This window comes from Devosia subaequoris (assembly GCF_014197055.1).
Taxonomy (GTDB): Bacteria; Pseudomonadota; Alphaproteobacteria; order Rhizobiales; family Devosiaceae; genus Devosia; species Devosia subaequoris.
This window is the reverse complement of sequence record NZ_JACIEW010000007.1, coordinates 195,015-214,235: the sequence shown is the minus strand read 5'-3', so window position 1 is coordinate 214,235 and position 19,221 is coordinate 195,015. Positions and strand designations below refer to the sequence as shown.

At 61.5% G+C, this 19,221-nt stretch carries 18 protein-coding genes, 2 tRNA genes and 1 pseudogene; 14 read left to right on the top strand and 7 right to left on the bottom strand.

Annotated elements, in window-relative coordinates:
* The first annotated feature begins 52 nt into the window (after positions 1–52).
* From GGR20_RS14720 to GGR20_RS14690, 7 genes are all read left to right on the top strand, one after another.
* On the top strand, positions 53–1,228 hold the full coding sequence (locus tag GGR20_RS14720; protein WP_183312128.1) for a M24 family metallopeptidase: 1,176 nt from the start codon (positions 53–55) through the stop codon (positions 1,226–1,228).
* Between the two features lie 73 nt (positions 1,229–1,301).
* Positions 1,302–2,282 carry an ABC transporter permease gene (locus GGR20_RS14715; protein ID WP_183312127.1) on the top strand — a complete coding sequence of 327 codons (981 nt, stop codon included), beginning with the start codon at positions 1,302–1,304 and terminating at the stop codon, positions 2,280–2,282.
* Positions 2,283–2,287: 5 nt separating this feature from the next.
* Positions 2,288–3,145, top strand: a complete 858-nt coding sequence (locus GGR20_RS14710) for an ABC transporter permease (protein ID WP_183312126.1) — start codon at positions 2,288–2,290, stop codon at positions 3,143–3,145.
* A gap of 12 nt (positions 3,146–3,157) precedes the next feature.
* Positions 3,158–4,102 (top strand): succinylglutamate desuccinylase/aspartoacylase family protein, encoded by a 945-nt coding sequence (locus tag GGR20_RS14705; protein WP_183312125.1) that lies wholly within the window; start codon positions 3,158–3,160, stop codon positions 4,100–4,102.
* Positions 4,103–4,156: 54 nt separating this feature from the next.
* Entirely contained in the window at positions 4,157–5,161 is a 1,005-nt protein-coding gene (locus GGR20_RS14700; RefSeq protein WP_183312124.1) for an ABC transporter ATP-binding protein, read from the top strand.
* Entirely contained in the window at positions 5,151–6,125 is a 975-nt protein-coding gene (locus tag GGR20_RS14695; RefSeq protein WP_183312123.1) for an ABC transporter ATP-binding protein, read from the top strand. Before GGR20_RS14700 ends, GGR20_RS14695 begins: the two co-directional genes overlap by 11 nt.
* 15 nt (positions 6,126–6,140) lie before the next feature.
* A complete protein-coding gene (locus tag GGR20_RS14690; protein WP_183312122.1) occupies positions 6,141–7,376 on the top strand; it encodes a metal-dependent hydrolase family protein in 1,236 nt (411 codons plus the stop codon).
* Between the two features lie 537 nt (positions 7,377–7,913).
* Here the strand turns inward: GGR20_RS14690 and GGR20_RS14685 are convergent.
* Positions 7,914–8,414: a DUF892 family protein gene (locus GGR20_RS14685; protein ID WP_183312121.1), complete on the bottom strand. Its 501-nt coding sequence runs from the start codon at positions 8,412–8,414 to the stop codon at positions 7,914–7,916.
* 354 nt (positions 8,415–8,768) lie between these two features.
* Between GGR20_RS14685 and GGR20_RS14680 the strand changes: the two genes are divergently transcribed.
* From GGR20_RS14680 to GGR20_RS14670, 3 genes are read left to right on the top strand one after another with little or no spacing between them, the layout of a single operon-like run.
* A complete protein-coding gene (locus GGR20_RS14680; protein ID WP_338084934.1) occupies positions 8,769–9,368 on the top strand; it encodes a DUF3489 domain-containing protein in 600 nt (199 codons plus the stop codon).
* 9 nt (positions 9,369–9,377) lie between these two features.
* A complete protein-coding gene (locus tag GGR20_RS19265) occupies positions 9,378–9,824 on the top strand; it encodes a DUF2924 domain-containing protein (RefSeq protein WP_183312119.1) in 447 nt (148 codons plus the stop codon).
* Positions 9,811–11,526 carry a recombinase family protein gene (locus GGR20_RS14670; RefSeq protein WP_338084933.1) on the top strand — a complete coding sequence of 572 codons (1,716 nt, stop codon included), beginning with the start codon at positions 9,811–9,813 and terminating at the stop codon, positions 11,524–11,526. Before GGR20_RS19265 ends, GGR20_RS14670 begins: the two co-directional genes overlap by 14 nt.
* 278 nt (positions 11,527–11,804) lie before the next feature.
* Here GGR20_RS14670 and GGR20_RS14665 read toward each other — a convergent pair.
* Positions 11,805–11,879, bottom strand: a tRNA-Gln gene (locus GGR20_RS14665).
* A 173-nt stretch (positions 11,880–12,052) separates the two neighbouring features.
* Between GGR20_RS14665 and GGR20_RS14660 the strand changes: the two genes are divergently transcribed.
* Positions 12,053–12,129, top strand: a tRNA-Pro gene (locus GGR20_RS14660).
* Positions 12,130–12,201: 72 nt separating this feature from the next.
* Here GGR20_RS14660 and GGR20_RS19140 read toward each other — a convergent pair.
* A pseudogene (locus GGR20_RS19140) lies at positions 12,202–12,568 on the bottom strand (substrate-binding domain-containing protein).
* 169 nt (positions 12,569–12,737) lie between these two features.
* Complete coding sequence (locus tag GGR20_RS14650) at positions 12,738–13,352, bottom strand: biotin transporter BioY (RefSeq protein WP_183312117.1); 615 nt, start codon at positions 13,350–13,352, stop codon at positions 12,738–12,740.
* Between the two features lie 91 nt (positions 13,353–13,443).
* On the opposite strand from GGR20_RS14650, the gene GGR20_RS14645 reads away from it, so the two are divergent.
* Complete coding sequence (locus tag GGR20_RS14645) at positions 13,444–14,367, top strand: MBL fold metallo-hydrolase (RefSeq protein ID WP_183312116.1); 924 nt, start codon at positions 13,444–13,446, stop codon at positions 14,365–14,367.
* On the opposite strand, the gene aroC is transcribed toward GGR20_RS14645, so the two are convergent.
* Both aroC and GGR20_RS14635 read right to left on the bottom strand, forming a co-directional pair.
* A complete protein-coding gene (aroC, locus tag GGR20_RS14640) occupies positions 14,364–15,479 on the bottom strand; it encodes a chorismate synthase (protein ID WP_183312115.1) in 1,116 nt (371 codons plus the stop codon). The genes GGR20_RS14645 and aroC overlap by 4 nt on opposite strands.
* Before the next feature lie 48 nt (positions 15,480–15,527).
* Positions 15,528–16,169, bottom strand: a complete 642-nt coding sequence (locus tag GGR20_RS14635) for a histidine phosphatase family protein (protein ID WP_183312114.1) — start codon at positions 16,167–16,169, stop codon at positions 15,528–15,530.
* A 124-nt stretch (positions 16,170–16,293) separates the two neighbouring features.
* Between GGR20_RS14635 and GGR20_RS14630 the strand changes: the two genes are divergently transcribed.
* Positions 16,294–17,709 carry an FAD-binding oxidoreductase gene (locus tag GGR20_RS14630; protein WP_183312113.1) on the top strand — a complete coding sequence of 472 codons (1,416 nt, stop codon included), beginning with the start codon at positions 16,294–16,296 and terminating at the stop codon, positions 17,707–17,709.
* Between the two features lie 66 nt (positions 17,710–17,775).
* Complete coding sequence (locus GGR20_RS14625) at positions 17,776–18,339, top strand: hemerythrin domain-containing protein (RefSeq protein ID WP_183312112.1); 564 nt, start codon at positions 17,776–17,778, stop codon at positions 18,337–18,339.
* Positions 18,340–18,397: 58 nt separating this feature from the next.
* Here GGR20_RS14625 and GGR20_RS14620 read toward each other — a convergent pair whose 3' ends face one another.
* Positions 18,398–19,147 carry an SOS response-associated peptidase gene (locus GGR20_RS14620; RefSeq protein WP_183312111.1) on the bottom strand — a complete coding sequence of 250 codons (750 nt, stop codon included), beginning with the start codon at positions 19,145–19,147 and terminating at the stop codon, positions 18,398–18,400.
* Positions 19,148–19,221 lie beyond the last annotated feature (74 nt).

The following is a 19,221-nucleotide window of genomic DNA, read 5'->3' as shown; positions in this document are numbered from 1 at the left end:
GGTGTCGCCTGGCGACGCCGGTCGGTTTTTCCGCATGTTGATGAGAGCGCAGATGGCATTTCACCAAATCCTGGGACACGATTTCTACGCCAAGGTCCATGCCGATATCCGCACCCGGATGGCCGCTGCCGGCATTGATCTTCTGCTGCTCGATACCAACGACGATGTCATCTACACAACTGGGTTTTCGCACTACACCACCGAGCGCCCCGTCGTCTTCGCCATCACCCAAGATGGCGCCTGGCTTCTCATGCCCAAGCTCGAAGAAGCGCATGCCGCCCACCAGAACATCGCCGCCGAACCCATCGTCTATTTCGAGTTTCCCGGTGTGGACAATCCGTTCGAGGTGCTGGGGCGCAGCTTCCCAAATCTGACCGGAACAGTGGCCTATAGCCACGCGATTTCGCTGGCGCGGGTTGGCCAGATCGAGGCCGCGTTTTCTAATGCGAAACGCGCTATCCCATCCAACCTCGTCCAGCAGATGCGTCTGGTCAAATACCCTGAAGAGATCGTCCTGCACCGCGAGGCATCGCGCATTGCCGATGCCATGGTGGTTGCCGGTGTCGGCCTGATCGCCGATGCCATGGCGTCGGGCGGCGTTCTGCCCAGCGAAATCGAGATCGAATCCTTCGTCTCGCGACACGCCATGAACATCATGCACGCCGAGCATGACGATCTCCTGCTGGTGCAGGGACTGGCCAGTGGTCTGGTCTACTCGGGCGCCCGCTCGGCTTTTCCGCACGGCATGCCCACCGGCAATCCGGTCAAGCGGGGTGAAAGCATCATTCTTTCTCTGGGCTGCCGTGTCGGTGGGCGCGCCGCCGAAAGCGAGCGCACTCTGTTCATTGGCGATCCCAGCCCGCGCCAATGCGAGCATTACGCCGTCGCATACGAGGCCCAGCGCATGGCCACCGCCGCGCTAGTCGCCGGTCACACCTGCGCGTCCGCCGATAATCTAGCCCTGGCCTATATCCGCGATAGCGGCATGGAGGAATACCTGTTGCACCGCGTGGGGCACGGAATGGGCGTGATGTTCCACGAGCCACCTTGGGTGGAGGCGGGCGACCAGACCATCCTCGAGCCCGGCATGATCACCTCGAGCGAGCCGGCTATCTTCGTCCCGAACTTTGCCGGCTATCGGCTCGCAGACACGGTGCTGATTACCAGCGATGGCCCTGACAGCATGACCCATTATCCCCGCAAAATCGAAGACGTTGTGATCGCCTGATGACCAGCCATCGTCATCCATATCCGGTCCGCAGTGTCGGCTCCGGCCCGCGCACAGCCTGGGAGCGCATGCCATGCTCGCCTACGTAATCCGGCGCCTGTTGCTGCTCATTCCCATGGCGATGGGCATGGTCGTGGTCACCTTCGGGCTGTTGCTGCTGATCCCCGGAGATCCGGCGGCCGTGCTGCTTGGCCAGGACGCCACACCCGAAGCCATCTTGAATCTGCGTAACAATCTGGGGCTCAACGATCCCTGGCATGTCCGCCTTTGGGACTATTTCGCCGAGCTGCTGCAGGGCGATATGGGTCGTTCGATCTTCCAGAGCCAGCCAGTGGCCGAGATCATCGCCGGACGCCTGGGGGCCACCATCGAGCTTGCCGTGGTTTCGCTCGTCTTGGCCACTCTGATCGGGCTGGCACTGGGTGTGATCGCCGCCATCCGGCAGGGGTCGTGGATCGACACCGCCACCATGCTGTTTGCCCAACTGGGCGTGTCCATGCCGGTCTATTGGCTGGGTCTGTTGCTGATGCTGCTGTTTGCGGTGCAACTGGGGTGGCTGCCCGCCATTGGGCGCGGCGAGCCGCTGCACGCCGCGGTCTGGGCCGCCGTCACCGGACGGCCCGATGTCCTCTGGGATTCCATCACCCATATCGCGCTGCCGGCGCTGGCACTGGCGGCCAATTCCGCGGCCATCATCTCCCGGCTGGTACGCGCGTCCATGCTCGAAGTGCTGCGTGAGGACTTCGTGCGCACGGCCTATGCCAAGGGCCTGCGCAAGGGCCGGGTGGTCATCCGCCATGCCCTGCGCAATGCCCTGCTGCCCGTGCTCAGTGTCATCGGCCTGCGCTTCGGTGCTCTGCTCGGTGGCGCGGTGCTGACCGAATCCATTTTTGCCTGGCCCGGTCTGGGCCAGCTGACCATCGCGGCTATTTCCCAGCGTGATCTGCCGCTCATTCAAGGTATCGTTTTGACCTTCGCCATCATCTACGCCTTGGTCAATCTGGTGGTCGACCTCCTCTACGCTGCGGTTGATCCGCGCATCCGGCTCGGGTGAGCGCCATGCAATTGCCAAAAGCCCTCAAAAATACCTCGCTGGTGGTCGGTGCCGCTATCACCCTGGCCATCATCCTATGCGCGATCTTCGCCCCCTACGTGGCAACCCATGGCGTCGAGCAGATGGATATGCGCAACCGCTTCGCACTGCCCACGCCCGAGCACATTCTGGGCACCGATAATTTCGGCCGCGATCTCTGGTCCCGGATGGTCTTCGGAGCGCGCGTATCGCTCACCATTGCCATTATTTCTGTCACCTGCGCGGCCATCATCGGCACCGTGGTCGGCGTGGTGGCCGGCTATTTCGGCGGCTGGGTCGATCAGTTGCTGATGCGGGTCACCGATATCTTTCTCGGTTTCCCCGCCATCGTTCTGGCGCTGGCCATTGTGGCCGTGCTTGGCCCTGGTATTCTCAACGTGTCCTTCGCCATCATCATCATTGCCTGGACTGAATATGCCCGGGTGGTGCGCGCCACCACGCTGATGCTGCGTGAACAGAACTATGTGCAGGCGGCCCGTGCCCTGGGCGCCAGTCCGGCCCGGATCATCTTCAGGGAAATCCTGCCCAATGCGCTGGGGCCGATCATCGTGCTCTCCTCGCTGGGTCTGGGCACCGCGATCATCTCGGAATCCGCCCTGAGCTTCCTGGGCTTTGGCCTGCCACCGCCAACCCCGACCTGGGGCTGGACGCTGGCCTACGGCACCAAGTTCATGCGCGATGCGCCATGGCTGTCCATCGTTTCGGGCGCCACCATCATGGTCACCGTGCTCGGCTTCAACCTTCTGGGCGACGGGCTCAGGGACGTTCTCGATCCACGCCAGCTCTCACGCAGCGGATCCAAGGCCGGCAAGGCCAACAACTAGAGGAAAATTCGAATGGTAAAGTCCATCAACCAGCTGCGGCCCAAATTCACCACCAATGCCGATGGCAGCGATGCCGTGCTGTTCATGCACGAGCTGGTGGGCGAAGAGGATGGCCCCACCATCGGCATTTCGGCCGCGATCCACGGCAATGAGAATACCGGCTCGCAGGCCATTCTCGAGCTGTTCAACCTGCTCAAGGATATGCCGATCAAGGGTCGTATCCTGCTGCTGCCGGTGGCCAATCCTTCAGCCTTCGCGGTCAATGAGCGCTACGCCACCATCGACAAGGTCGACCTCAACCGCCAGTTCCCGGGCAATCCCAGGGGGACCTATAGCCAGCAGCTGGCGCATGCGCTGACGCAAGAGTTCTTCAACGTCATCGACGTGCATATCGATCTGCATAGCGGCACCGACCGGCCGACAGTGGATTATGTCTATATCTGGAATGATGAAGGCCTGTCGCGTGCCTTTGGCTCCAAGCTGCTCTATCGCCCGGTTGAAAACAAGCAGGGCACCGTGTTTGGCGGCACCACCAAGTCGGTCACGCTCGACAAGCGTAATATTCCCGTATCCGTGATCGAACTGGGCGGCGGCATTCTCGACCAGACCCCCTATATCCGCCGCACGGTCGACGGCGTGCTCAACATGCTGCGCTTCAAGGGCGCCATCCCCGGCGACATGGCGCCTCAGCCCAAACAGATCGTGGTCAATGAACTGGCTGGCATCCGGCCCAGCCAGGGCGGCTGGCTTGAACCGCTTTGCCCGGCCAATGGCGAGGTCATCAAGGGTGGGCAGCTGCTGGGTCGCGTGGTGAGCCCATACAATTTCGACGTGCTCGAAGAGATCGCAACGCCCTTTGAGAACGGCGTAATGATCATGCAGCATTTGACCCGCAATCTGGTCCAGAGCGGCGATTACGGCTTCATGGTCGGCAATCTCGACGGTGCTACCGACTAGCTCGAATCCGGCATCGCCGCTTTCGCGGCGATGTCCCTGCAAGGATCACCCATAATGACTGCTTCAACCAGTGCTGCGCATGTGCCCGTGTTCCAGGTGTCCGATCTCAATATCGAGATCGACAGCGGCACCGGTCCGTTCGCGGTCGTCTCCGATATGAGCTTCACCGTCGATGCCGGTGAGACGCTGTGCATTGTGGGTGAATCGGGCTGCGGCAAATCCATGACGGCCCTGTCACTGCTGCGCCTGCTACCCGAAGGGGTGCGGGTCGGCTCGGGGTCGATCAGGATCGATGGCGCAGAGTTCCTCGATATGGACCAGCGGCAGGTCGAGGATTTTCGCGGCGAGCAGATCGCCATGATCTTCCAGGAGCCGCTGACCGCGCTCAACCCGGTGCTCACCATTGGCGAGCAGATTGCCGAAGCGGTGCGTCAGCACCGTAGCTGCTCGCGCCAGCAGGCCCGGGCCCGCGCCATCGAGGCCCTGCAACTGGTGCAGATGCCCGATCCCGATCGTCGCGCCGTCCAGTACCCGCACGAGCTGTCGGGCGGCATGCGCCAGCGCGCCATGATTGCGCTGGCGCTGGCGTGTGATCCCAAGATCATCATTGCCGATGAACCGACGACGGCGCTCGATGTGACCATTCAGGCGCAGATCCTGGGGCTCATCTCGGACCTGCAAAAGCGCCTTGGAACAGCGCAGATCCTGATCACCCATGATCTGGGCGTGGTGTCCGAAGTCGCCGACCGGGTCATTGTCATGTATGCGGGCCGCAAGGTTGAGGAAGCCAGCATTTACGAGTTGTTCGACCATCCGCTCCATCCCTACACGATCGGGCTGATGGGGGCGGTGCCGCGGGGCGGCGCCTCCGCTCAGGCCGGGGATCGTCTCGCCGATATCGCCGGCACCGTGCCGGCGCTGTGGAACCTGCCCAAGGGGTGTGCCTTTGCGCCGCGGTGCCCCAATGCGGCGCCGCGCTGCCTTGAAGAGCGGCCGCCCTTTGAAGAAAAACGCCCCGGTCACTGGGCCGCTTGCTGGGAGCACGACGATGCAGCCTGATGGCACGCCGCTGCTGAGCGTCGACAATCTCGAAGTTCATTTTCCCATTCGCGCCGGCGTGCTGCAGCGTCAGGTCGGGGCGGTCAAAGCCGTCGACGGCGTCAGCTTTATACTGGAGCGCGGGGAAACCCTCAGCCTTGTCGGGGAGAGCGGGTGCGGCAAGTCCACCACGGGTCTGGCGCTGATGGGGCTGGTCAAGCCGACCGGCGGCCACGTCAATTTCGACGGACAGGAAATCCGCTCCTTCAGCAGCGCGGCGCTCAAGGCTTATCGGCGCCGCATGCAGATTGTCTTCCAGGATCCGTTTTCCTCGCTCAATCCGCGTCAGCGGGTGCGTGACATCATTCGCGCGCCGCTCGACATCCATGCCATCGGCAGCAAGGCCGAACGGCGTGCGCGTGTCGCCGAGCTGATGGAGCGCGTCGGCCTGCGGCCTGATCAGGCGGACAATTTCCCGCACCAGTTTTCCGGTGGTCAGCGCCAGCGCATCGGCATTGCCCGCGCCCTGGCGCTCAGCCCCGATATCATCGTCTGCGATGAGCCAGTGTCGGCGCTGGATGTTTCGGTGCAGGCGCAAATCCTCAATCTGCTAGGCGATCTGCAGCGTGATCTGGGCGTGTCCTATCTAGCGGTGTCGCATGATCTGGGCGTGGTCGAATACATCTCGCACCGGGTGGCGGTAATGTATCTGGGCCGCATCGTGGAGATCGCGCCCAAGACCGATATTTTCGCAAGCCCCACCCACCCCTATACCGAATTGCTGATGCGCTCGGCGCCATCGCATGATCCGCGCCAGCGCCATCAGTTCAGCGCCACCAGCGACGACATTCCCAGCGCCACGCGCAAGCCCAGCGGCTGCGCCTTTCACACCCGCTGTCCTTTGGCGAGCGATATCTGCAAACGCGTCGACGCTGAATTGACCACCCGCGCCGACGGCCGGCTGGTTGCCTGCCACAACAAGTAAGCCGACAGGGACATCATGACTGCGAACTATCTTTTCACTGGCGGCCGCGTGCTGGATGCCGAAGCGGGTCTGCTGCGCGATGGTCTTGATGTTCTGGTGAGTGGTGACACTATTGCCGCTGTCGGAACGGGGCTGTCGGTGCCACCCGGGACGACCGAGATGGCGTTGGCCGGCCGCACCATCATGCCTGGTCTGATCGATTGCCACGTCCATGTGGTGGCTGAAACGCTCGATCTGTGGGCCAACATGACCGCGCCCGCATCGCTGTCGGCCCTGCGCTCGGCACGGGTGATGAACGCGGCGCTACTGCGCGGCTTCACCACCCTGCGCGATCTCGGTGGCGCCGACTACGGAATGGTCCGCGCGGTGGCAGAGGGTGTCATTTCCGGTCCGCGCCTGGTGATCTGCGGCAAGGGACTGACGACGACGGGTGGCCATGCCGATTTACGCACCCGCACCGATGACCGTCCCGGCCTGTTCTCAGATCGCCTGGGTTCGATGGGCCTGATCGTTGATGGTGTGGACAACGTCCGCGCCGCCTGCCGCACCATGGTCAAGGAAGGGGCCACCTTTATCAAGGTCATGGCCAATGGCGGAGTATCGTCACCCAATGATCCGATCCACTCCATCCAATATTCCCGCGATGAAATCGCGGCCATGGTCGAGGAAGCCGACAATGCAGGACTGTATGTGGCTGCCCATGTCTATACCGACAAGTCCATCCGTCGCTGCGTCGAGCTTGGTGTGCATTCGCTCGAGCACTGCAATCTAATCGAACCGGAAACCGCACGGCTGGCAGCGCAGAACGGCTGCATAGCCGTGCCCACCCTGGTGGCCTACGACGCCCTGGCCCTTGAAGGCGAAACGCTGGGTCTGGGCGCGGCTGAATTTGCCAAGATCGAGACGGTCCGCGGCGGCGGGCTTCGCTCGCTTGAGATCATGCGCGATGCCGGTCTGCCCATGGCGTTCGGGTCAGATCTGCTGGGCGAACTGCGCAAGTATCATTGCATGGAATTCGAGATTCTCGCCAAGGTGCTTACACCAGCCGACATCATTCGTTCGGCCACAACGATCGGTGCGCGACTGTGTCGTCTGGAAGGCCAGGTTGGGGTTATTGCGCAAGGTGCATTCGCCGATCTGCTGGTGGTCGACGGCGACCCGCTTGGCGATATCGGCCTGTTGCAAGACGATGGCGCGCATATGTCCATTATTATGAATAATGGTCGCGTCGCGAAGAACTGTCTGTTTTAAGAAGAAGATAAGCACCAGCAAAATGCCGCTGGGCAGCACTCCGAGACCGGCTTCCAAGCGAGAGACGTCGTCGATCGGCTTCGAAGAGATGCTGGATTGGCCGTAGGCGAACACCTCCTTGTCGGTTTTGCACCACGCTGGACGGCATAAGAGCGGTGATTTGGCCTGCCCAGCAGGCCGCGCTTGGGACAATCCACGTCAAAAGACTGCTCGGCCAACTAAAGAGTCTGCCAGCGAGGAACGGCAGTTACTGGGAGCCCGACACTCTACGCCAGATGTCCGAAATGGGGCGCGTACCTGCCCGGCGGGTCATAGAAGCCCCTTGCCTACAATCCTTCGCGCCAGTGCCTTAGGAGGTGGCGGAGGCTGACAGGCAGGTTTCCGAATAACCAACAGTAAAACGGACAAAACACTCGGCTGGCAGGCTAATCGAGACCTCGGAGCAACCGCACAGAAGTCCCACCCTACGAATGTCGACGCCATGAAAGGGGCCGTACGAGTTTTCGTGCAGCCCAGTTCGCTCATTGCGGACAGAATTCAGGAGGCGGCGTCCTTGTTGACCCCGCCCTTCATGGCGATCGCTGTCATGCGGCGGTCACCGTCATAAGTCTGATCGAGGCATTTTTTCAACACCGCCGCGTCACCATCCAAACCGAGGCGGTTGGCAAAGGCGGCTGGGGTCCCGTAACCTGCGAGTGCGTAATGTACCATGCGCTGATACTGCGGGATGATGGCTGCATCGCGCACGTCAGCGTCCGTGATTTCGTCGGACAAGCCATGCGCGCGCGCTTCCTTCACGAGGCCTTCCATACCCTTGCAATGCTCCGCGTTCGGCTTGATGCCGTGGTCGTTGCACAGCTTTTCTATTTCGGCGATGCCACCGGCAATACCGTTGCCGCCATCGATCAGCGCCTCGGACAATTCCTCGTCTTGGGCGGCGCGGCCGAGTTCGGTCACGACTGGCAGGGACTGGGTGTTGGCGCTCCAGATGTCCTGCAGCTGCTCGAGGTAAATGTCTTTGAGCGAGTTTATCGCCATGCCGGTCTCCTTATGATTGTTAGTCAACCAACGATTAGGCCCATGGAGAGTTCCTCTGGTCGATACGGCTTGCCTGTATCCTGTGGCCCGCCCTAGGCGCCGCACTGACCGTCAGATTACGATTGGTTGCGTTCGCAGTCCTTGCGGCTACGTCAGCTATGCGCGCTGATCCGAAGGGGCTAAACGACCCGCATTGGGGCGCGTTGTTGAAGGGCAGCTACCAGCGCTCGGGCGGAGCTCTCACCGAGTAGCGATAGGGCCCACTCACTGGTTCGACTGGACTTCGTCGCCAAAGCGAGCATTGGTGTCCAATAAGCCCGGAGACCCCGGGCCCAGATTGGTAGCAGCGTCAGCATGAAGCGGACGCCCACAGATGGAGCTACCATGAATACCCAGCCTCTCTCCAATACTCAGACATGCATCCTGATCAATGCCGCCGCTCGCCCAGGCGGCCTTGTTTTTCCTCTTCCTCCAAAAGTGTCCAACAAAGGCGGAGGGGCGACCAGAGCGCTTAGAGCAATGGTTCACCGCAAGCTTGTCCAAGAAAAATTGGCAGCCGACGACGACCAGGAGTGGTCACGGAATGTTACTGGGGACCGCGTAACGCTGGTGATTGCGAAGGCCGCATTACAGATACTTGGCCTGCCCGGTCTCCCCTCTGCACAGGGACGAGGCAAGAAAGGGGACACCCCTGACCTGACGGCCGAGAATATTGCAACAACCAAGGCAAGAACAGCGGCTGGCTCTGAGCTCCAGCCTGGGACGAAAGGGGCCGCTCTGGTTGAGCTTTTGCGAAGGAAAGAGGGCGCTTCGGTTTCAGACATGATGGCGGCGAGCGGCTGGCAAGTCCATTCAGTTCGCGGATTCCTATCCGGAACAGTGCGGAAGAGATGCCGCCTTACCGTTACAAGCGAGACCATTGAAGGGATACGACGCTACAGGATCGTTGCGTAGGGCCGGGCCGTGTCAAACACTCGTGTGCAGCTGGAGATCGGTGCTCTCGCCGATCTTGAGATTGCTACCCTGCGAAACTATTGGCTCCGGTACTACGGCACTATGGCACCAAAGCATATGAGCCGGGAGCTGATGGTTCAGGCAATTGCATACCGCATCCAGGAGGAGGCGCTGGGAGCACTTTCTGACCTCAGCCGCACCAAGCTTCGCCGAAGCGATACGCCGCTGCGAGACGCGCCAGCTCGGGTCGATCGTACCATTAAGTCTGGCACGCTCTTCATTCGGGAATGGCAAGGCAGAACCATAGAGGTGATTGCCAATGAGAAAGGCGGATACCTTTATCGCGGTTCGACATACAAATCCCTTAGCGCTATCGCCAGGGCAGTCACCGGCACACGATGGTCAGGCCCCGCCTTCTTTGGTCTAAAGGAGGAGAAGCCACGTGGCACACGATAGATCGCCCCCATCTGCTGTGCCACGGCCAAAATTGCGGTGTGCCGTCTATACGCGAAAGTCGAGTGAAGAAGGTTTGGAACAGAGTTTCAACTCGCTTCACGCCCAGCGGGACGCATGCGAGGCATTCATCGCCAGCCAGGTGCACGAGGGGTGGAGACTCATCCCGGAGGCCTACGATGATGGTGGGCTGTCTGGTGGATCGATGGAGCGCCCTGCTCTCCAACGGCTCCTCCAAGATGTCCGTGATGGCCTCGTCGACATTGTCGTGGTCTATAAAGTTGACCGCCTGACCAGGTCACTCGCCGATTTTGCCAAACTCACCGAACTGTTTGATGCACACGGCGCGTCGTTCGTCTCCGTGACCCAGGCCTTCAACACATCGACCTCCATGGGGCGGCTGACGCTCAATGTTCTACTGTCCTTTGCGCAGTTTGAGCGCGAGGTCGCGGGAGAGCGGATCCGCGACAAGATTGCACTGTCGAAACGGCGGGGCATGTGGATGGGCGGCCTGCCACCGCTGGGTTACGATGGGGTGGAGGGCAAGCTCATCATCAACAGCGTGGAAGCCGACACCGTGAGACTCATCTTTCGGCGCTACTGCAAGGTTGGCTCAATCGCGCAATTGAAACACTCCCTCGATGCCGATGGCATAGTGTCTAAGCATCGTCGCTTCCAGACTGGCAAGGTCATGGGCGGCGCCAGTCTGAGCCGCGGTGCGCTCTATCAAATTCTACGCAACCGCATATACCTGGGCCAGATCGAGCACCGAGGCGCCATCTATCAGGGCGAGCACCAGGCGATTGTACCGGAACACCTCTGGAACGAGGTTCAAAGGCGTCTGGAAGAACAAAGCCAGCGGCCTCGTGGATCAAGCTCCAGAGCAACATCGGCACCTTTGGCCGGGATGATCTACGACGCCGACGGCAAACGCATGACACCCACCTACTCAAAGAAGGCCGGGCGACACTATCGGTACTATACCTCTGCACCCCTTGTTCGCGGTAGCTCCGGCGGCAAGGGTGTCCGCCTGCCAGCACCCGACTTGGAGCAACTGATCAATGGGAGCATTGCCAATCGCCTCATCGACCAGCAATGGTTGGCGGCGTTGATCGGTGAAATCGAGATCACCAACTTCCCTAGGATCATCACTGCGGCTGATCAGCTTGCAAAATCAGTGCGATGCCCAGATGGCGACTGCCCATCCCTGGACATGCCGCCATTCCTTCGACGTGTCGACGTTCGAACGGATACAATAGTCATCTCACTCGATCGGGCGGCGCTTGTAGCGGCACTTGGCGTCCCTGTGTGTGATGACATTTCCCTGCCTGATAGTCAGATGATCTGCATCACTGTCCCTGCCAAGGCGCTTCGGTGCGGCAAGCAGGTGCGGCTAATTGTCGGTGAAGCCACGAGCAAGACAAGATCGCCGGATGCACAGCTCATCCAACTCATATGCGACGGCCATCGTTGGTTCGCGGAACTTTCTCAAGGGGGGGCGAAAACAATTGCGGCTATTGCAAAGCGCGACAACCAACAAGTCTCTCACGTTAGCCGTACTCTATCGCTTGCGTTCCTTGCTCCAGATATCGCCGATATGATCCTGGCAGGAACGCAGCCCATAACGCTCACACCAGAACGCTTGAAAGCAGCGCGGCCACTACCACTCGACTGGGACCTCCAGCGTCTGAAGTTGCTCGTCTGATCGCCAATAGAGGGCGTAGCTCATCCCATTCCCATTCGCTCTTCGGCACAGTCAAAAGCCCCCAGCCCATCGACGTTTCCGCAATGGTGCATACCTCCGGATCGACGCGGAGCATGTCGGGAATTTCGCGTCTGGAGAAACCAGGCTAACGATCGCGCTATAAGGCTCAGTTTCTGAAACGGAGAGAGATTGACGGGAGGACAATGGCCCTCTAACCCGCGGAAGTATTTAACCTTCCTCTGGGGTACCAGCGTGTCGCCAGATTGTGCGAGACTGTTTGGCTGGGGCGCCAGGATTCGAACCTGGGAATGCCGGTACCAAAAACCGGTGCCTTACCACTTGGCGACGCCCCAACTTGGTGCCGGTTCCTACACGGTTCGGACGCGCCGTGCAACACGCTCTGCACCACGTGTAAAAGGTTGTGACAAGCGCTTGAACACGGAAAAGACCACAGCTATAAAGCCGCCACATCGCGGCAGGGCGGACCCGTTCGGGGCCGGCCTTTCCCGACATGTCGCGAGTCTGACGGAGTATAGCGCAGCCTGGTAGCGCACCTGCTTCGGGAGCAGGGGGTCGCAAGTTCGAATCTTGCTACTCCGACCAATCAACCCCGGCGTCTTTCGGACGTCGGGGTTTTCATTGACATATCCCCTGCGACTCTCGGCTCGAGCGAATTCAGCCTTCCTTGCGGCTGGCGCTGTGTCGGGCCACGAGGCGCGCCGGTACCACGGAGTGCGCGACCTCTGTCCGGCCATTGATGCGTTCGGTAACCAGCCGTGTCGCCTGCAGTCCCAGCGATTCGGCGGATTGGTCGATGCTGGTCAGGCTGTTCTGGGTACATGGTGTTGTCATAGCCGAAAATGCCCACGTCCTGCGGCACGTGCAGTCCCAATTCGGTTGCCACGCTGATCACTTCGAGCGCGATGAAGTCGGTCCAGCAGAAGATTGCATCGGGACGCTTGGCGCCCTGCAGCAGACGGCCGCCGGCGAACTGAACATCCGCATGACATGCGGCAAGTGCACGATGCTTATCGGATCTCAATTGGGAGGAAGACCATGGTGGAGACCAGAGCCCTCACTCTGCTGGGGGCTAGCACGCTGGGTATGCTGATGACGGCGAGCGCAAGCAACCAGCCGATCTGGTCCCAAGGTTCCCCAAAAGAAAGGGCCGGTGTTCCCACCGGCCCTTCTTCTAATCTCTTTGATTTGCTTCAGCGCTTGGCGCCGAAGAAGCTCCACAGACCGGTCACAGTCAGGGCAGCGAAAGCCATCTTGAGGACGTCCCAGACGAGGAAAGGCTGCACCGCCTTGGCAAAGGCGGAAGCAACCACATTGGTCTGGTCCACCCATGCGGCCTGACCGGCCATGGTCACGAGCCAGGTAAAGCCGAAGGCATAAAGCACAGCGGTCGCCACCAGCATGGCCCCGAACAGGGCCAGGGGACGGCCCGAGGCGCCACGGTCGGCAGCATAGCCAATGATCGCCGCCTGAGCGAGGAAGCCGATGAGGAAGCCGCCCGTCGGCCCCACGAGGTAGGCCATGCCGCCGCCGGTGGCGAAGACCGGCAGACCCATGGCGCCTTCAACGAGGTATGCGGCAACGGTGGCGACACCAATGCGCATGCCGAAAGCTGCGGCCAGCGCGGCGATGACAAAGCTCTGCAGGGTCACCGGAACTGGCCAGACCGGAACATTGACCTTGGCAGCAGCGGTAATCAGCATGGTGCCGACGAGGACGATAGCGGCATTGGTTGCCAGCTTGGCGACGTTGCCCTTGGGCTGGAATGCACCGAGCAGCGTGTTGGGCGTGGTCAAAGTCACAGCCATTTCATACCTTCCGTAATTGATAGGGACCAACCGCCTCCCGGGTGGTCGGGTCCGGACCACAATCTATTACGGTTTCGTTACACGGCACGCAATGGCCCGCACCACTCATGAGCTGCACTTCGACACTCAATTCGACGCCCAGGCGGGGGGACCCATCGCCATTGCCGAGGGCATTGTCCGGGTTACCGCGCCCAATGCGTCGCCGTTCACCTTCACCGGCACGAACAGTTTTCTTGTGGGGCATCACGAACTTGCGCTGATCGACCCCGGCCCACTCGATCCGGCGCACGAGGCCGCGCTGTTAAAGGCCATCGGCGGACGGCCGGTCGCGGCCATCCTGCTCACGCATACCCATCGCGACCACAGCGCATCGGCGAAAACGCTGGCGCAAAAGCTCGGGGCGCCGCTCTGGTTTGGCGGACCGCATCGGCTGTCACGGCCCTTGCGCCGATTCGAAATCAACCCGATCCGCAATTCCTGCGATTGGGATCTGATGCCAGACCGAACCCTGCGCGATGGAGAGACGATCCCGGCCGGCGATATGGCTGTCAGTGTTCACACAACGCCGGGGCACTGCGCGAACCACCTGGCCTTCGGGGTGGCGGGCAGCGATCTGCTGTTCTCAGGCGACCATGTGATGGGATGGAACTCTACTCTGGTATCGGTGCCGGATGGGTCGATGGCGGATTATTTCACCTCATTGGACAAGCTCACCGCCCTGCCCTATCGGCGCTATCTCCCCGCGCATGGCGGGGCAATTTCGGATGGCCCGTCGCATGCGGCGGCTCTCAAGGCGCATCGGGCAATGCGCAACCAGCAAGTGCTCGACGCCGTCGGTGGTGGCGCTCGGAGCGTTGGCGCGGTGGTCGAGGCACTCTATCCTACGCAGCCCGCCAAGGTGCGCATGGCGGCGCGCATGACCATCATGGCGCATGTGGAATATCTTGAGGATTTGGGACAGCTGAAGGTGCAACGTGGACTATTGGGGCCGCGCTTGACCTTGGCGCGCACCTAGTTCCGCTGAAAGCCGACGCCGCCCTCGCGACCGGTCTGCCCCCGATGGCGCAGCATATGGTCGGCGAGGACCAGCGCCATCATGGCTTCGCCCACCGGCACGGCGCGGATGCCGACGCAGGGGTCGTGGCGGCCCTTGGTGACGATGTCGACATCCTCGTTTTCGGTGGTCACGGTCTGGCGTGGGGTGAGAATGGAGGAGGTCGGCTTGACCGCGAAGCGACAGACGACCGGGTCACCATTGGAGACGCCGCCGAGAATGCCGCCGGCATGATTGGAGAGGAAATAGGGTCGTTCTTCGCCCGCCCGCATCTGGTCGGCATTTTCCACACCGGTGAGGCCAGCCGCCTCGAAGCCGGCCCCGATCTCGACGGCCTTGACGGCATTGATGCTCATCATCGCTGAAGCAAGGTCAGCGCTGAGCTTGCCATAGATCGGGGCACCCCAGCCTGCGGGCACCCCCTCGGCGACCACTTCGATCACAGCGCCGGCCGAATTGCCGTCCTTGCGCAGGCCATCAAGATACTCGGCCCAGAGTTCGGCCGCCTTGGAGTCGGCGCAGAAGAAAGGGTTCTGTCCCACTTGGCCCCAATCGAAATTGGCATAGTCGATCTTGTGCGGGCCCATCTGCACCAGGCTGGCTCGAATGGTGACGCCCGTGAGCACCTGGCGCGCCACGGCCCCGGCCGCGACGCGCGCGGCAGTCTCTCGCGCCGAGGTGCGACCGCCGCCGCGATAGTCGCGAATGCCGTATTTCTGATCATAAGTGTAGTCGGCGTGGCCGGGACGATACTTGTCGCGGATCTCCGAATAGTCCTTGGAGCGCTGATCGGTGTTTTCGATCATCAGCGAAATCGGCGTGCCGGTGGTGCGCGGGCCGTCGGTGCGTTCGTCCTCGAACACACCGGAGAGGATTTTCACCTCATCGGCCTCTCGGCGCTGCGTGGTGAACTTCGACTGTCCCGGCTTGCGGCGGTCGAGATCGCGCTGGATCATCTCGGGAGCGAGGGCGATGCCCGGCGGGCAGCCGTCGACCACAACCCCCAGCGCTGGCCCATGGCTTTCGCCCCAGGTGGTGAAACGGAAAAGATGCCCGAACGTATTGAAAGACATGGCGCGACCCCGTGGTTGCCAGCGTTCTAGGCAGGCCGGGGCGTCAGGTCAATCGACCGGTTCGTCCCAGGTGTTCTCGGCTGCGTGCAAGGTCATCCGCCCACCCGCAAAATGAGCAATCACTCCCTGTGGCGGCGGCCAGTTGAGCACGTCGCTGCGCGGTGCGCCCTCCACCAGATGGCGGACCACGCGCAGCACGCCGCCATGAGCAACGACCACGGCATGATGGGTCAATTCGCGGGCGAAATCGAGCAAGCGTGCAGCGACATCGTCATAGTTCTCGCCATTCTCGGGCCGGAAACCCCAATAGCTCTCGTCGCGCTCACCTGGCGCCACTGCGGCGTATTCGCGGGCAATCTCGGCGTGCAGGCGCCCTTCGAAGTCGCCGAAGGAAATTTCGATCAGCCGGTTATCGTGAATGACCGGCGGGAGCTCAATGTCGAAGGCGGCGCGCATGCGGTCCATGGTTTCCGATGCCCGGCTGAGCGGTGAGGCGAACCAGTTGAGCGACGCAGGATCTACACCGTCGCGTTCCAGCAGGTCGCGCAGCAACAAGCCATTGGCATCGGCCTGCAACTGGCCGGTGCGATTCAGCGGAATATCACGGCTGCCCTGGTAGCGCTGTTCACGGTTCCAGTCGGTTTCACCGTGGCGCGCGAAATAGAAATCTGGCCAGGAAGGGGCAGTCATGGGCACTTCCGTGCCGACCGGCACGGCCTTTGTTCGTCTGGAGTCTGTGTCCCGCTTGTGGCACACCCAAGACCGGCCAAGCAAGCGCACCGCCTTCACAGCTCACCCGTTTTGGAGTTCTCCCATGTCTCTCACCGCCACCCAAATTCGCGACGCTCTGATCGAAATTGTCGGGAGCGATGGGGTTGTGACCGATACGGACAAGATGGGTGCCTGGCTCAACGAGCCGCGCAAGCGCTTCCACCAGACCGCTGCAGCGGTGGTGACACCACCCAGTGTGGAAGCAGTTCAAAACGTGATGGCGTGGGCAAACGAGAACCATATCGGCATTGTTCCGCAGGGCGGCAATACCGGGCTGGTTGGTGCTCAGGTCCCGCTTTCGGGCCAGGAGGTGATCCTGAGTCTGCACAAGCTCGATCGCATCCGCTCGATAGACGCGGGTGCCGGGGTGATGACGGCCGAGGCCGGGGTAATTCTCGAAAACGCCCACAAGGCGGCAGAAGCCGAGGGGGCGATGTTCCCGCTATGGCTGGCATCACAGGGGTCGGCCCGGATTGGGGGCGTGCTCTCCTCCAATGCCGGGGGCGTCAATGTACTGGCCTATGGCAATGCGCGTGAACTGACCATGGGGGTCGAGGCCATCTTGGCTGATGGGCGGCTCTATCAGGGGCTCAACGCACTCAAGAAGGACAATACCGGCTATGACCTCAAGGACTTGCTGGTAGGCGCGGAAGGCACGCTCGGCATCATTACGGCCGCAAGCCTGAAGCTTTATCCCCTGCCCCAGGATTATGAGACCGCCATCGTCAACGTGGCCTCTCCCGAAACGGCGCTGGAATTGTTTCAGCTGATGCGTGAACGCGTTGGGTCGCGCCTGAACGCTTTCGAACTGATCCCATGGATTGGGCTCGACATCCAGCTTCGCCACGGCATGCTGGACAAGGACCCCACTGCGAGCGCGTCCCCCTGGTACGCGCTGATCGAACTGACCCGTATGGCCGGGACGGAGCCGGGCGCCTTGCAAGCAGCGCTGGAGGTGGCTTTCGACAAGACGCTTATTTCCGACGCGGTAATGGCCGAGGCACTTGTGGACCGCACCCGCATGTGGGCTTTCCGCGAGCAGATGAGCGAGTGCCAGAGCCGCGAAGGTGCCTCGATCAAGCACGATGTTTCAGTGCCCGTTGCCGCTGTCCCGGCGCTGATTGCCGAGGGCTCCGCAGCGGCAGAAAAATTCGCGCCCGGCATTCGCCCCGTGCCGTTCGGGCATATGGGGGATGGCAATATTCACTTCAATTTTTCGATGCCGGTCGGCGCCGATCCCAAGGCCTTCATGGCGGAATATGACGAGGCGGTGCACGAGATCATCTATGAGGTGGTGCTCAAACTGGGCGGCTCGGTTTCGGCCGAACATGGCATCGGGCAGCTTAAAACCGAGCTGCTGCGACAGGTTAAGGATCCAGTGGCGCTAGAGATGATGCGGGCGATCAAGTCGGCGCTGGACCCCAAGGGGATCCTCAATCCGGGGAAGTTGCTGGGGTAGGCTGCCGCCCCGGTCACTCCCGTGTGCCTTCTTGCACCTACCGCCCGCCCGGACCATGTCTGGGCCATGCTGCTCAAAGATATACAATTCCTCGACGACGCCACGCGTCCTGCCATTCCCAAGCTTGACGGTGTGACCGAGGCGCAAAAGGCGCCGGGCGAACACCTCAAGCAGATCCACAACCATCTGCGCGAAAATATGGTGGTGCTCGGCCGGTTGATCGAACGCGCTTCGGAAGGCAAGGCGAGCGCGGAGGAGATCAGGTCCGAAACTGCTGACCTCGTCATGGTCTCGAACTATCGGCGCTTCGGCACGCTATGCGGACAATATTGCCAGTTCGTGCATGGCCACCATTCCATCGAAGACTATGCGATTTTCCCCGGCATCGCCGCGCAGGGTCCGGCATTCAAGGCCATTGCCGACCGCCTCCAGGCCGAGCATGTGGTGGTGCATCAATTGCTCGAACGCCTGATCGATGCGCTTATCAAGCTGGCCGATGCGCCGGGCGCATCGAATTTCGAGGATGCCGTGACCGTGTTCCGGGCGCTGGAAAAAGTTCTGCTCAGCCATCTCCACTATGAGGAAGAATCCATCGGCGACGCACTGGGCTATTTCGACATCGGGGTCTAGGCCACCTTATCGGCCCCTCGATCACCTGTTCCATGCGGCACGGAGGGAGGCCGGTGTCTCAGAACAGGTCCATCTGTCCGCCGCCGCCCGCGGCCTTCTTCGGCTTCGGCTTTTGCACCGGCGGCTCAGGTTCTGTCAGATCCACCGGCTCGATCAGACCGGGATCATCGTCGCGGGCGGAATTGACCCGGGTCGAAACCGGGTGGAACTTCAGCACACCATCTTCAAGCGGCAGCGCCATTTGCTTTGCCCGATCGGCACCGTGCTCGCCCACATTGAGCCAAGCATCCTGCGCGGCTTCGTCCAGCAGGATCGCGGGCATGCGATCATGGATCACGGAGAGTTGCGGGTTGGCCGCCACGGTGATGGTGGCGACCGTGTCGACTTCCTCGCCATTGGGGCTCATCCAGACCGAGTAGAGCCCGGCAAGCGCCATGGGCTGTCCGTCGGCGCGGGTGATGTAGTAGGGCTGCTTCTTCTTGTCGGGACCCGTGTGCCATTCATAATAGCCGCTGGCCGGAACGAGGCAGCGGCCATGCTTGACCCGGTCGCGAAAGGCCGGTTTTTCGGCCATGCTCTCGGCGCGCGCATTGACCAGCAGGGGGAAATCGCGCGGATCCTTGACCCAGTGGGGCACGAAGCCCCAGCGTGCGAGATGGGCCTCGCGCCGGGCTTCAGCTTCCCAGATGGCGACGATAGGCTGGGTGGGCGCGATATTGTAGCGCGGCACGGTTTCGACGTTATTGAGAAGCTTGAACAGCTCCTCCATCATTTCGGGCGGCAGCGTCGAGGCATAGCGTCCGCACATGGCATGTCTCCTTTACCCGAGGAGAGGTAGGCTGTTGGATCACGAATCGCAAACCGGCGGACACCGTTCCAACC

Excerpts from the sequence above, each read along its gene's own strand:
- GGR20_RS14720 (WP_183312128.1), top strand. The coding sequence starts at position 53 with ATGGCATTTCACCAAATCCTGGGACACGATTTCTACGCCAAGGTCCAT.
- GGR20_RS14715 (WP_183312127.1), top strand. The coding sequence starts at position 1,302 with ATGCTCGCCTACGTAATCCGGCGCCTGTTGCTGCTCATTCCCATGGCG.
- GGR20_RS14710 (WP_183312126.1), top strand. The coding sequence starts at position 2,288 with ATGCAATTGCCAAAAGCCCTCAAAAATACCTCGCTGGTGGTCGGTGCC.
- GGR20_RS14705 (WP_183312125.1), top strand. The coding sequence starts at position 3,158 with ATGGTAAAGTCCATCAACCAGCTGCGGCCCAAATTCACCACCAATGCC.
- GGR20_RS14700 (WP_183312124.1), top strand. The coding sequence starts at position 4,157 with ATGACTGCTTCAACCAGTGCTGCGCATGTGCCCGTGTTCCAGGTGTCC.
- GGR20_RS14695 (WP_183312123.1), top strand. The coding sequence starts at position 5,151 with ATGCAGCCTGATGGCACGCCGCTGCTGAGCGTCGACAATCTCGAAGTT.
- GGR20_RS14690 (WP_183312122.1), top strand. The coding sequence starts at position 6,141 with ATGACTGCGAACTATCTTTTCACTGGCGGCCGCGTGCTGGATGCCGAA.
- GGR20_RS14685 (WP_183312121.1), bottom strand. The coding sequence starts at position 8,414 with ATGGCGATAAACTCGCTCAAAGACATTTACCTCGAGCAGCTGCAGGAC.
- GGR20_RS14680 (WP_338084934.1), top strand. The coding sequence starts at position 8,769 with ATGAAGCGGACGCCCACAGATGGAGCTACCATGAATACCCAGCCTCTC.
- GGR20_RS14650 (WP_183312117.1), bottom strand. The coding sequence starts at position 13,352 with ATGGCTGTGACTTTGACCACGCCCAACACGCTGCTCGGTGCATTCCAG.
- GGR20_RS14645 (WP_183312116.1), top strand. The coding sequence starts at position 13,444 with ATGGCCCGCACCACTCATGAGCTGCACTTCGACACTCAATTCGACGCC.
- aroC (WP_183312115.1), bottom strand. The coding sequence starts at position 15,479 with ATGTCTTTCAATACGTTCGGGCATCTTTTCCGTTTCACCACCTGGGGC.
- GGR20_RS14635 (WP_183312114.1), bottom strand. The coding sequence starts at position 16,169 with ATGACTGCCCCTTCCTGGCCAGATTTCTATTTCGCGCGCCACGGTGAA.
- GGR20_RS14630 (WP_183312113.1), top strand. The coding sequence starts at position 16,294 with ATGTCTCTCACCGCCACCCAAATTCGCGACGCTCTGATCGAAATTGTC.
- GGR20_RS14625 (WP_183312112.1), top strand. The coding sequence starts at position 17,776 with ATGCTGCTCAAAGATATACAATTCCTCGACGACGCCACGCGTCCTGCC.
- GGR20_RS14620 (WP_183312111.1), bottom strand. The coding sequence starts at position 19,147 with ATGTGCGGACGCTATGCCTCGACGCTGCCGCCCGAAATGATGGAGGAG.